The sequence below is a fragment of the Embleya sp. NPDC059237 genome, from assembly GCF_042754105.1.
GTDB lineage: Bacteria > Actinomycetota > Actinomycetes > Streptomycetales > Streptomycetaceae > Embleya.
In genome coordinates, this window is sequence record NZ_JBHZAE010000025.1 from 47791 (window position 1) to 60066 (window position 12276).

Sequence of the window (12276 nt, forward strand, 5' to 3'; positions counted from 1 at the left end):
GCGGAGTTGGGCTGCGGCTTGCTTGTCCTCAAACGCCGGACGGGCTGACTGGGTCGCCTCCGGCGTTGGGCTGCGGCCTGCTTGTCCTCAAACGCCGGACGGGCTGACTGGGTCGCCTGCGGGGTTGGGTTGCGGTGCGCTTGTTCTCAAGCGCCGGACGGGCTGGGTGGGGCTGGGTCGCTTCCTGGGCCGGCCTCCGGCCCGGATGTCCTCAAGCGCCGGACGGGCTGATTGGGTTGCCTCCGGCGTTGGGTTGCGGCCTGCTTGTCCTCAGGCGCCGGAGGGGCTGATTGGGTTGCCTCCGGCGTTGGGCTGCGGCCCGGGTGTCCTCAAGCGCCGGACGGGCTGGGTGGGCCGGTTGGCTCTGGGGTTGGCTGCGGGTGGGGGGCTTGGGTGGCGCTTGTTTGGGTTTGGTTATTCGAGGCCGATCGCGAAGGCTGCTTCGAGGTCGTGTTGGGAGTAGGTGCGGAAGGCGATGTGGGTGGTGGTGGCCTCTACTCCCGGGACCTTGTTGAGGCGGCCGGGGATGACGTCGGCCAGGTCGTCGTGGGCGCGTACGCGCACCATGGCGATCAGGTCGAATTCACCGGTCACCGAGTAGACCTCGCTCACGCCCTCGATCGCGGCGATCGCCTCCGCGATTTCCGGGGTCTGGTCCACACGCGTCTTGACCTGCACGATCGCGGTGATCACGGGGTAGTCCTCCGGCTGTCGACGACAAGGTGCCCGAGCTTAGTCGGCGCGCCCGTCGGTGCGGGATCGCCGGCGCAACCATGTGTACTCGAATCCGGGTCACGGGTCACCCGATCGGAGTGGTTTGGCGCTCGCGGACGCCCGGTGTCGGGGGGCGGCCCAGGGCCAGGAGGTCGGCCAGTTCGTGGCGCCCGCTCGCGTGCATCCGGTCGATGAACGCGCGTAGCACGTGTGCCGTCGCGCGTGCGTCGGCCAACGCTCGGTGGGTCGGGTCGGTGGGCGCCTCGAAGTAGCGCGCGAGGGTGCCCAATCGCAGGTTCGGCAGTGTCCCGGCGGGCAGCAGCGCACGGGCCAGGGCGAGGGTGTCGACAACCCGGAAGTCGGGCCAGGCGTGGTCGCACGCGATGCTCGCGGTACGCAGAAAGCCCACGTCGAACGGGGCGTTGTGGGCGACCAGGATGGCGTCCTCGGCGAAGTGGGTGAACGCCGGCAGCACCAGACGCAGCGGGGGCGCGTCGGCCACCAGATCGTCGGATATCCCGGTCAGGTCGGTGATGAACTCCGGGATCGGCACCCCGGGCGCGACCAGGGTCGCGAACTCACCCAGGCGGTCCGCCCCACGCACCCGAACGGCGGCGATCTCGGTGATTCGGGCCTCCTGCGGATCCAGGCCCGTGGTCTCCAGATCGACGACCGTGAACACCTGCCGCTCCACCTCGTCACGAATCGCTCGGGATCCGGGCATGGTTCGCAACTCGTGGCCCGGGGCGATACTGTCCGGCGGGCGGGAACGCCGCGGCGGGTCGGCCGCCGGCAAGCCCTGACCCGCCGAACCTCGTGACCGGCAATCCCGGTGCGCGGTGCTGCTCATGTACCGGACGGTACGTTTCCGGCCCGACACGGCCGCGCCCAGGTACCTCTCGCAGCCCGGCATCATGGGGTGTACGCGGCCGACGGTGAACGGGTAAGGCTTCGCGGACCGAACCAGGAAAGGAACACGCATGTCGATCCAGGCCCCCACCGAGGACACCCGGTGGCGTTGCACGCTGTGCGGCAACCTGACCCGGTTCGACGTGACGCGGACCACCAAGGCCGTGGAGTTCACCCACCTCGACCTGGCGGGCGCCCCGCGGGTCGAGGAGCGCGAGATCGTCTCGGACGAGATCGAGTCGGTGCGCTGCCGCTGGTGCAACGCGACCGATTCCGTCGAACTGGTGGCCCGCCCCGACGCGACCTGATCGCCGCAACCGTCCGGGGACAATGGGACTGTGCATCGTTTCGGCATCGGGGCGGCCCGGCGCGACCGCCGGCGGTGCGGAACACGCCATGATCAAGGCGTCGGCGTCCCGGTAACGGTGACGCGGGGAGGGGCCTCGAGGGAACGGGAAGGACCGGAGGAGCAGTGAGCGGACCGGATACCCGCGCGGACGAGGTCACGCCTGCGCACGCCGCCGACGCCGCCGAGGCGGTGCCGGCCGCCGAGCCCGACCTCGACGCGCAGTCCGGGACCGCGGCGGCGACGGATGCCGCGACCGACGCCGGGACCGATGCGGAGCCCGTCGAACCGGGGCGGCAGGCCGGGGCCAACGGGCTCGTCGATTCCGCGGCGGGGTCGCTACGGTCTGCGGGGTCTGCGGAGTCCGACGGGGCCGTGCATCACGCCGTCGCCTCGGATGCGCACGGGGCCGCCGAGCCGCCGGCCGGTACACATCCCGCCGCCGACGTGCCCGCCGGGGCCGTCGAGCCCGAGGCGGAGCGCGCCGCGTCCGAGGCGCCGGCCGTCGAGCCCGAGGTGTTGAGCGGACCGTTGCCGGAGGCGGTCCGGGTCCGAGTGATCTCGGTGGCCGCCGACGCGCTCGGCACGATGACCGCCGACGAGGTCCCGGGGCCGCTGCGCCGGTTCGCCCGGTTCACCCACCAGCGCCGGGCCAAGTTCGCCGCGACGCCGCTGGCCGCCGCGCTGGAGAACGATCCGGTGTTCCGCCAGCGCATAGCGGAGCGCTTCCGCAAGGGCCTGCCGGAGATCTCCGAGGCGCTCGAAGCGGGCAAGGTGCCCGCCGCGGCCGACCCGCTCGACGTGGCCGCGGCCGCCTATCTGCTGCGCCCGCGCGGCTGGGTCCGGCTGATCGAGACCGCCGGCGACGCGGCCAAGGAGGCCGCCGCCGACCGCGCCGAGGCCGAGGCCGCCGAGACGTTGTCCCGGCTGGAGCACGAGGTCGGCGTACTGCGCGCGGCCTCGAAGACCGAGCACGAACGGCTGCGCGCCGAGTTGGAGACGGCCCGCAAGGAGGCCGACCACCTGCGCCGCCAGGTGCGCGGCCTGCAGGGCAGCGCCAAGCACGAGGAGAAGGAGGCCCGCCGGGCCCGCTCCGAGCTGGACGCGGTGCGGGTCGAGGCGCAGGCCGCGATCGCCGCCGCGGAGAAGGAGGCCCGCCGGCTGCGCGGCCGGGTCGCCGAGGTCGAATCGGCCCTGGAGGCCAGCCGCCGGGCGGCCCGCGAGGGACGCAGCATGGAGGACACTCGGGTCCGGCTGCTCCTGGACACCGTCCTGGAGGCGGCCCAGGGCCTGCGTCGCGAGCTGGCGCTGCCCCCGGTCGGGATCAGGCCGGCCGACATGGTGGACGCGGTCGTGCCGGGCGCGTCCGGGATAAAGGACATCGCGCAGCGCGCGCTGGAGGGCGACGACCCGGCCCTGCTCGACCAACTGCTCGCGCTGCCCCAGGCGCACCTGGTGATCGACGGCTACAACGTGACCAAGACCGGCTATCCCACGCTCGCGCTGAACAAGCAGCGCGACCGGCTGGTCGGCGGGCTGACCGGGCTCGCCGCGCAGACCGGTTGCGAGGTGACCTGCGTGTTCGACGGCGCACAGCTGGACGCGCCGGTGCTGCTCGCCCCCGCGCGCGGGGTGCGGGTGATGTTCAGCAAGCCGGGCGAGACGGCCGACGAGCTGATCCGCCGGCTGGTCCGGGCCGAGCCGCCGGGCCGGCCGGTCGTGGTGGTCTCCACGGACCGCGAGGTGGCCGAGGGCGTACGCAAGGCGGGTGCCCGCCCGGTGCCCTCGACGATGTTGCTGCGCAGGCTCACCCGCGGCTGACCGCACCGCGTGTCGGTAGCGCTCCCTACCGTTGACGAGGAAGGTCGACGAGGGGGAGGAGTCACATGCGCATCGCCTGTCGTACACACCGCGGCCGAGGGCGCGCCGGCGCCGCCGGCTGCGCGATCCCGGCTTCGATCGGGCCGGCCCTGATCGGCGCCCGCATCATCGGCATCGACATATCGCCCGAATTATCGAATACCGCTTCTTTCGGCGACTTCGGCGACCTCGGTGGTTCCGGCGACCTCGGCGATCCCGCCGACCCCGGGCCGCCCCCCGAGCACGCCGGCCGGCCCGACTACATCGAGTTGGACGAGGAGACGCTGACCGCGCTGCGCCTGTTCGCGGCGGAGGGGATGTTCGCGACACCGAGCGGATCGGCGCGCGACGGCGGCGATCCGCCGGGCGTTCGGCGCCCGGCCGACCGCCGGGGCTGAACCGGGCGGTGGGACCGCTCCGGGGCGGGTCGGCGACACCCGTTCGCCGCAGCCCCGGTCCCCGTTCCGGGTGGGGAGCGCACGGGCCCACGTTACGATCGAGCGGTGGATGACCCGAATCGGGCCGCGCGCCGGATCCGCAGCCTGCTGCCCGTTCTGGTCGTGGTGTGCGCGCTCGCCCAACTCGGGGCCGTGCTCGGGGTGACCCGATTCGTCGCCGACACGGTGCCCCACACCCCTCCCGGCGTTCACGCCGGCCGCTCCGCCGGCCCCGGGGCGAGCGGCGATGGCGAGCAGCACGCGAACGCCCGCCGGATAGCGATCGGCGCCCTCCTGGAACGGCGCGCGAACGCGTTCCTCACCCGGGACCGCGAGGCGCTCTCGTCCACCGTCGACCCGCAGAACCCGACGTTTCGGCAGAACCAGATGGGCGTTTTCGACAACATCGCCGAGGTGCCGTTCGCCGCGTGGGAGTACGAGATCGTCACGCCCGACGCGTTCGACCTCTCCGCCGCGCGCAAGAACGCACTCGGCGGGCCCGTGTTCACCGCCCAGGTGGACCTGCTCTACCGGATCACCGGACACGACGTGGCGCCGGTGCGGGTGCCGCAGTTCCTGACCTTCGTACTGCGGGGCGGCACCTGGTATCTCACCGCCGACGGCGACGGCGCCGCGACCGGGATGCGCACCCCCGCCCAGGTGTGGGACCTGGGCCCGGTCACCGTGGTCCAGGGCGCGCACAGCATCGTGCTCGGTATCGGCACCCGTGCCGCGCTGCGCGAGTTCGCCGACACCACCGACAAGGCCGTGCCGCAGGTGAGCGCGGTGTGGGGCGAGTCCTGGCCCGGGCGGGCGGTAGTGGTGGTGCCCGGCACCCAGGCGGAGATGGCCCGGCTGCTCGGCGCCGAACCGAGCAAGTACGCCAAGATCGCCGCGGTCACCACCGGCGAGCGCGGCGCGGCGGCCGACGCGGCCGCCGCCGACCGGGTGATCGTCAACCCGGACGCCTTCCGCGAGCTGGGCGACCTGGAGCGCCGGGTGGTGATGACGCACGAGATCACCCACGTGGCGAGCCGCGCGTTCACCCGGGCGTGGACGCCGACCTGGCTGTCCGAGGGGTTCGCGGACTACGTCGGCTACCTGGAGTCGGCGCAGACGATGCGCACCGCCGCGCCCGAACTGCGCCGTGACGTCAAGGCGGGCAAGGTGCCCGTACAGCTGCCCGCCGACACGACCTTCGAGACCACGCAGGAGGACCTGCCCCAGGCGTACGAGATGGGGTGGCTGGCCTGCAAACTGATCGCGGAGCGGTGGGGCCGGCCCAAGCTGGTCGAGCTGTACCGTACGGTCGGCGCCGAACGGCCGCCCGGGGTCGGCGCGCCCGACGCGGCGTCGGCCCTGTCGTCGGCGATGGTGTCCGTCCTGGGCACCGGGCCCGACGCGTTCACCAAGACCTGGCTCGACTACCTGCGGACGCAGGCCGAATGACGGGGGCACGGCGGGCATGTCGGTCCAGAGGTTGTTGCTGATCTGCCTGATCTGCACGGGTGCGGTGCTGCTCGTGGCGGTCGCGGTGACCACGCCGTGGCGCCCGCTGCCGGAGCCGCCGGGCGGGTTCACCCACCCGGACGCGGCCCGGGACTTCACCGCCGCCGAGATCGCTCGCGGGCAGGCGCTGGCCCGGGCCGCGCGCCCGCCCGCCTACCTGTCCATGGCGCTGTCCCTGGTGGTGTCCCTCGTGCTCGGGCTCACCCCGGCGGGGGCGCGGATCATCGAGGCGGTCGCCCGGCCCCTGGGTGGTGGATGGGCCTGGCGGATCCTGCTCGGCGGGCTGGTGCTCGCGCTGATCGGCCGGCTGGCCACGCTGCCGTTCGCGGCTCGCCTGGAGGTGGTCCGGCGGCGCTACGGGCTGTCGGTGCAGAGCTGGGGGAGTTGGTGGGCCGATCTGGGCAAGGGCTTCGCGATGTCCACCGGGCTGCTGCTCGTGGTGGCGCTGGCGCTGTACGCGCTGATCCGGGCGCTGCCCCGGGCCGGCTGGCTGATCGCGGCCGGCGGGGGCGCGCTGCTCGTGGTGGCGATCTCGTTCCTGTACCCGCTCCTGGTCGAACCGGCCTTCAACAAGTTCCACTCGATGCCCGACGGGCCGCTGCGCACCTCGCTTTTGCAACTGGCCGAGCGGGACGGGGTGCCCGTACAGGACGTGCTGGTCGCGGACGCGTCGCGGCGGACCACCGCGCTCAACGCGTACGTGTCCGGGTTCGGCTCGACCCGACGGATCGTGGTGTACGACACCACCGTGCGCGACGCGGATCCGCGCGAGGTGGAGCTGATCGCGGCACACGAACTGGGCCACGCCAAGCGCAACGACGTGCTGCACGGCACGCTGATCGGCGCCGCCGCGATGGCCGCCGGCGTCTGCGGGCTCGGCCTGCTGATGTCCTGGTCGCCGCTGCTGCGTCGGGCCGGCGCGGACACCGCGGGCGACCCGCGCTCGCTCGCCCTGCTGCTCGCGGCGGTCGCGGTGATCGGCACGCTGGCCGGCCCCGGCGAGATGCTGATCAGCCGGCGGCTGGAGGCCCGGGCGGACGTGCACGCCCTCGACCTGACCCGCGACCCGGAGGCGTTCATCCGCATGCAGCACAACCTGGCCGTGACCAACCGCTCCAACGTCACCCCGAACCCGATCCTGCAATTCCTCTTCGCCTCCCACCCCTCCGCCCCCGAACGCATCGCCTCGGCAAGAGACTGGGAACGCCTGCACGGCAAGGGGTAGCGGCGTGGCCGCTCAGGGACCGGGCTGTATGCGCACGACGGTCACGAGCAACTGTCCCGCCGATACCTGGTAGACGACGAAGATGCTGCGGCCGAGCGTCGCCTCGCGCCGGTCCCTGGAGTAGGTCGCGCTCGACCCGCATCCATACGGGTCACGAGCGATCGCCGCCATCCCCGCGTCGAGGTCGCGGCGCTGTGCGGGAGTGAGTTGTCCTCGGACCTTGTCGCAGTCCGGGGTGTACTCGACGCGAAAGCTCATCCCGGTTCACCCGCTTCGGCTTCCCGGCGCTTTTGCTCGACGAATTCGCGTTCGCGGCGCTCCAGCATCTCGAAGACGGCGCGGTCCTCCTCCTCGGCCGTGGTCGGCTTGAGCGCCCACTTCGCCAAGAGCGCGAACAGTTCGTTCGCCGGGCAGTCCTCCACCGCCTCGTTGAACTCCTTGTGCCACTCCTCGGGCAACGATTCCCGGATGGTCCGCACGGTCGCGGGCAGTTCCACGACGGCACCACCGATGTGCGTCTTGAATGTCGCCGGCATGGGCACACACCTCCGTCGAGAGTCGTTTCGGTCGTCGTGTTCCAGTGTGCTGTGGGCAGTGCGTCGTGTGCAGGCGTGTGGGCGGCGCGTTGGGGGCCTGTGACGGTGTCGAAGGGGCGTGGTGTGCCTACACGGTGGACTTCGCGACGGGGCGGTGTGGGTCCGTCGGGGTCGGGGGTTGCTTTGTCGGCGTTGTCGGGGTGCTGTCGCCGAGGACGCGGCTCGCCTGCCACAGTCGCCGGGCCGACCACGCCGTCGCCGTCACCAGCAGGGTGTTGCGGGCGGTCAGGGCCAGGACCGCGGCCGGCTCGCTCCGGAGGAGTTCGCCGAACCAGATCGGGAATTCCAGGGTGGTCAGCGGCATCGCGCACAGCAGCAGTACGGCCGGCGGGCGCTGGGTGGTGTCCGGCCGCAGCAGGCACACCGCCGCCAAACCGATCAGCCACACCAGATACTGCGGGCTGATCACCCGGCTCGTGGTCACGAAGATCAACATCGCGCACAGCGCCGCGTCGGGCGCCGTGGACGTGGTGAACCGGCGGGCCCGCACCCGCCACAGCAGCAGCCAACCGAAGCCCAGCACGCTGGTGAGCAGGCTGATTCGGCCCACCGCGGTGATGTACGGGCCGTGGAATTCGAGCGATCCGTAGCTCTCCCGGACCTGCCCGCTCCACCCGCACCAGGAGGCGAGGTGGAACGGCACGGCGAACACCGACTCCACCTCGATGCCGCGTTCGCGCTGGTAGCCCAGGAACGCGAAGGCCCCCGGAAGCGCGGCGGCGAAGCCGAGCACCACCACCGCGGCGCCGAGCAGGGTCCACGCGTACGCCCGGGCCGGCCCGCGTCGCCCGCGCAGCCCCACGAAGATCAGCGCCGGCCACAACTTTATCGCCGTCGCGAAGCCCGTCAGCAGCCCCGCGAGCCGGTGTCGGTCGGTGCGCCGGCCCGTGATCAGGACCAGCGCCGCCACCGTCGGCGCGGTCACCGCGAGGTCGTACCGGGCCAGGATTATCGGCCCGAGCAGCGGCACCGCCACCACCCACAACGCCGCGCCGTACGGCGGCACCCCGCGCGGGATGCCCCGGGCCAGCAGCCACACCACCGCCGCGTCGGCGACGAGCATCAGCAGGTACACCGACGTCGCGTAGTCGAACGGCAGCAGCCCGGGCAGCAGCAACACCCCGGCCGCGCCCGGCGGGTACTGCCAGCGCACGTCGTCCACCGGAAAGGTCCCCGAGCGCAATACGTGGAACCACTCGCGGTAGATCGCCCGCGCGTCACCGGTGACGAACGGCCAGGGATTGGGCACCACTTCCATCGCCGTCAGCAGCAACACCGCCCGGGTCGCCGCCCAGACGAGCACGACGGCCCAGAGCGCGCCCGACGGCGTACGGAACGGATTCCGCGCACGGTGCCACGAGGGAAGGCTCACCGACGGATCGTACAGAGAGCGCCCGCTTCGACCGGATCCTTCCGCCGGCCGGCGCGTCGGGTCTGGGATCCTCGTGCGTGATGAAGACCTTGATCGTCACCAACGACTTCCCGCCCCGGCCCGGCGGCATCCAGTCCTTCGTGCACTCCATGGCGCTGCGGCTGCCCGCGGACGGCGTCGTGGTCTACACGTCCTCGTGGCGGGACCGGGCCGAGACGGCCGCGTTCGACGCGGCGCAGCCCTTCCCGGTGGTGCGTGATCGTACGTCGATGCTGGTGCCCACGCCGGGCGCGGTACGCCGGGCCCGGGAGATCGCCCGGGCCGAGGGCTGCGACACCGTCTGGTTCGGCGCGGCGGCGCCGCTGGGCCTGATGGCGCCGAGCCTGCGCGCGGTCGGCGTGGAGCGTCTTGTGGCCACCACGCACGGGCACGAGGCGGGCTGGGCCGTACTGCCCGGCGCCAGGCAGTTGTTGCGGCGGATCGGCGAGGGGGTGGACACGGTCACCTACCTGGGCGAGTACACCCGGGGCAAGATCGCGCCGGCGCTCACCCCGGCCGCCGCCGCGCGCATGGTGCAACTGCCGCCCGGCGTGGACGAGATCGTCTTCCGCCCGGACGTGGGCGGCGCCGAGGTGCGCGCCCGATACGGCCTGAGCGATCGGCCGGTCGTGGTCTGCGTGTCGCGGCTCGTGCCGCGCAAGGGCCAGGACGTACTCGTGCACGCGCTGCCGAGGATTCGCCGCCGGGTGCCGGACGCGGCGCTGCTGATCGTCGGCGCCGGGCCGTACCGGGACCGCCTGGAGACGATGGTCGACCAGGTCGGCGTGCGCGACTCGGTGGTGTTCACCGGCGCGGTGCCGTGGGCCGAGTTGCCCGCGCACCACGAGGCGGGCGACGTGTTCGCGATGCCGTGCCGCACCCGGCGTCGCGGCTTGGACGTGGAGGGCCTGGGGATCGTCTACCTGGAGGCGTCGGCGGTGGGTCGGCCGGTGGTGGCGGGCGATTCGGGCGGCGCGCCCGACGCGGTCCTCGAGGGCGAGACGGGCCACGTGGTCGACGGCCGCTCGCCGGCCGCCGTCGCCGACCGGGTGGCGGGCCTGCTGGCCGACCCGGAGCGGGCCGCCCGGATGGGCGCGGCGGGCCGCGGCTGGGTGGAGCGGGCCTGGCGGTGGGACCTGCTCTCGGAACGGCTCCGGGGGCTGCTCGACCCGAAGGCGGGCTGAGCGACACACGTGCCGAGGGCGGGCGGCCCCGGGATCCCGGAGCCCGCCCGCCCTCGTGCACTCGTCGCGCCCGAGCCCGCGCCCGCCCGCCCGCGTGTGCTCAGCCCTCGTAGATCTTCTCGATGTCCTGCTCGAAGTCCTTGAGCACCAGGTTGCGCTTGAGCTTGAGGGACGGCGTCACATGGCCGCTCTCCTCGGTGAAGTTGATGGTCAGCACGCGGAACTTGCGCACCCCCTCGGCGCGCGAGACGGCCTTGTTGCCCTCGTCGACCGCGTCCTGGACGGCGGCCAGCAGGTCCGGGTCGTCGGCGAGATCGGCGACCGTCGCGTCGGCGGGCTTGCCGTTCTGCTCCTTCCAGGTCGGGAAGGCCTCCGGGTCGATGGTGATCAGCGCGCCGACGAACGGGCGGCGGTCGCCGACCACCATGCACTCGCTGATCAGCGGGTGGGCCCGGATCCGGTCCTCGATCAGGGCCGGCGCGATGTTCTTGCCGCCGGCGGTGACCAGGATCTCCTTCTTGCGCCCGGTCACGGTCAGGAAGCCCTCGTCGTCCAGGACGCCGATGTCGCCGGTGCGGAACCAGCCGTCGTCCTCGAACGCCTCGGCGGTGGCCGCGTCGTTCTTCCAGTAGCCGGTGAACACGTTCGGACCCTTGGCCAGGATCTCGCCGTCCTCGGCGATCCGCACCGCCGAGCCCGGCACCGGCCGACCGACCGTGCCGATCCGGATGCCCTCGGCGGGGTTGACCGTGTGCGCGGCGCACGTCTCGGTCAGGCCGTAGCCCTCCAGGACGGTGAAGCCGATGCCGCGGAAGAAGTGGCCGAGCCGGGTGCCCAGCGGCGCGCCGCCGGAGATGGCGTGTGTGGCCTGGCCGCCGAGTGCCGCGCGCAGCTTGCCGTAGACCAGCTTGTCGAACACCCTGTGCTTGATCCGCAGGCCCAGGCTGATGCTCGCGCTGTCCATGCCCTCGCTGTACGCGATCGCCGTCTCGGCGGCCATCTCGAAGATCTTGCCCTTGCCGTCGGCCTGCGCCTTGGCGGAGGCCGCGTTGTAGACCTTCTCGAACACGCGCGGCACGGCGAGCACGAAGGTCGGCTGGAAGGTCTGGAGTTCGCCGGTGAGCTGCTTGACGTCCGGACAGTGCCCGATCCGGACCCGGGCCATGATGCAGCCGATCTCCAGGATCCGGCCCAGCACGTGGGCGAGCGGCAGGAACAGCAGACAGCTCGACTTCTCCGGGACGAACAGCCGGTTCAGCAGCGCGACCACGTTGCCCAGTTCGGCCTGGAAGTTGCCGTGTGTCAGGACGCAACCCTTGGGCCGCCCGGTGGTGCCCGACGTGTAGATGATGGTGGCGACCGAGTCGGCGCGCAGGCCCGCACGGCGCTCGTCGACCACCGCGTCGGCCACCTCGCGCCCGGCGGCGGTGAGCGCGGGCACCGCGGCCTCGCCGTCGCCCTCGTCGATCCGCCACACGTGGGCCAGCTCCGGCAGCCGCTCGCGCGCCCGCTCGACCGCGCCCTGGTGCGCCGCGTTCTCCACGACCACCGCCCGCGCCCCCGAGTCGGACAGGATCCACTCGATCTGCTCGGCCGAGGAGGTCTCGTACACCGGTACCGAGATCGCGCCGGCGCACCAGATGGCGAAGTCGAGCAGCGTCCACTCGTAGCGGGTGCGCGACATCAGGCCGATCCGGTCGCCGGGCTCGATGCCCGCCGCGATCAGGCCCTTGGCCACCTCGTACACCTCGGCCAGGAACCGGGTCGAGGTCACGTCCGTCCAGCGTCCGCCCACCTTGCGGGCCAGCGCCGGGGCATCCGGTGCCTCTGCGGCATTGCGCTTGATGAGGTCGGTCAGGTTGCCCTCGGCGGGAACCTCGGCCAGGGCCGGGACGCTGCACTCGCGCACTGATGCTCCTCGTTGCGGTCTCGGCGCCGGAGGTCGGCGCTGCCGGTGCCGGTGTCGGTGTTGCCGGCCGTCTCGGTGGCTGTCCATCTTGCCGACTCGTTGACGGGGGCAGACGTTACTGGCAAGTAGGTCTGGGGGACAGGGGTCGTGAGGATCCTGTGCCCGGTCTCACGCTG

At 72.6% G+C, this 12276-nt stretch carries 12 protein-coding genes; 6 read left to right on the top strand and 6 right to left on the bottom strand.

Going from position 1 to position 12276, the window contains the following annotated elements:
• Positions 1-414: 414 nt before the first annotated feature.
• Together ACFXKZ_RS46785 and ACFXKZ_RS46790 are read right to left on the bottom strand one after the other, a co-directional pair.
• Positions 415-693, bottom strand: a complete 279-nt coding sequence (locus ACFXKZ_RS46785) for an Lrp/AsnC ligand binding domain-containing protein (protein WP_078977541.1) — start codon at positions 691-693, stop codon at positions 415-417.
• A gap of 106 nt (positions 694-799) precedes the next feature.
• On the bottom strand, positions 800-1438 hold the full coding sequence (locus ACFXKZ_RS46790; RefSeq protein ID WP_160161469.1) for an exonuclease domain-containing protein: 639 nt from the start codon (positions 1436-1438) through the stop codon (positions 800-802).
• 256 nt (positions 1439-1694) lie between these two features.
• Between ACFXKZ_RS46790 and ACFXKZ_RS46795 the strand changes: the two genes are divergently transcribed.
• The 5 genes from ACFXKZ_RS46795 to ACFXKZ_RS46815 all read left to right on the top strand — a co-directional run bounded on the left by ACFXKZ_RS46795 (position 1695) and on the right by ACFXKZ_RS46815 (position 7000).
• Positions 1695-1931, top strand: a complete 237-nt coding sequence (locus ACFXKZ_RS46795; protein ID WP_126638347.1) for a hypothetical protein — start codon at positions 1695-1697, stop codon at positions 1929-1931.
• A gap of 413 nt (positions 1932-2344) precedes the next feature.
• Positions 2345-3790: an NYN domain-containing protein gene (locus tag ACFXKZ_RS46800; protein ID WP_380012824.1), complete on the top strand. Its 1446-nt coding sequence runs from the start codon at positions 2345-2347 to the stop codon at positions 3788-3790.
• Positions 3791-3855: 65 nt separating this feature from the next.
• Complete coding sequence (locus tag ACFXKZ_RS46805; RefSeq protein ID WP_380012579.1) at positions 3856-4227, top strand: hypothetical protein; 372 nt, start codon at positions 3856-3858, stop codon at positions 4225-4227.
• A gap of 105 nt (positions 4228-4332) precedes the next feature.
• A complete protein-coding gene (locus ACFXKZ_RS46810) occupies positions 4333-5715 on the top strand; it encodes a hypothetical protein (protein WP_380012582.1) in 1383 nt (460 codons plus the stop codon).
• 16 nt (positions 5716-5731) lie between these two features.
• The gene (locus ACFXKZ_RS46815) at positions 5732-7000 is read left to right on the top strand and encodes a M48 family metallopeptidase (protein ID WP_380012585.1); all 1269 of its coding nucleotides are present in this window, start codon (positions 5732-5734) and stop codon (positions 6998-7000) included.
• Positions 7001-7012: 12 nt separating this feature from the next.
• Here the strand turns inward: ACFXKZ_RS46815 and ACFXKZ_RS46820 are convergent, their stop codons facing one another.
• The 3 genes from ACFXKZ_RS46820 to ACFXKZ_RS46830 form a co-directional block, all read right to left on the bottom strand.
• The gene (locus ACFXKZ_RS46820) at positions 7013-7258 is read right to left on the bottom strand and encodes a hypothetical protein (protein WP_380012588.1); all 246 of its coding nucleotides are present in this window, start codon (positions 7256-7258) and stop codon (positions 7013-7015) included.
• Entirely contained in the window at positions 7255-7536 is a 282-nt protein-coding gene (locus ACFXKZ_RS46825; RefSeq protein ID WP_380012591.1) for a hypothetical protein, read from the bottom strand. Before ACFXKZ_RS46825 ends, ACFXKZ_RS46820 begins: the two co-directional genes overlap by 4 nt.
• A gap of 127 nt (positions 7537-7663) precedes the next feature.
• Positions 7664-8968 carry a glycosyltransferase 87 family protein gene (locus ACFXKZ_RS46830; protein ID WP_380012594.1) on the bottom strand — a complete coding sequence of 435 codons (1305 nt, stop codon included), beginning with the start codon at positions 8966-8968 and terminating at the stop codon, positions 7664-7666.
• A 77-nt stretch (positions 8969-9045) separates the two neighbouring features.
• Between ACFXKZ_RS46830 and ACFXKZ_RS46835 the strand changes: the two genes are divergently transcribed.
• Positions 9046-10191 (top strand): glycosyltransferase family 4 protein, encoded by a 1146-nt coding sequence (locus ACFXKZ_RS46835; protein ID WP_380012597.1) that lies wholly within the window; start codon positions 9046-9048, stop codon positions 10189-10191.
• Between the two features lie 100 nt (positions 10192-10291).
• Here the strand turns inward: ACFXKZ_RS46835 and ACFXKZ_RS46840 are convergent, their stop codons facing one another.
• Positions 10292-12100 carry an AMP-dependent synthetase/ligase gene (locus ACFXKZ_RS46840; RefSeq protein WP_380012600.1) on the bottom strand — a complete coding sequence of 603 codons (1809 nt, stop codon included), beginning with the start codon at positions 12098-12100 and terminating at the stop codon, positions 10292-10294.
• Positions 12101-12276 lie beyond the last annotated feature (176 nt).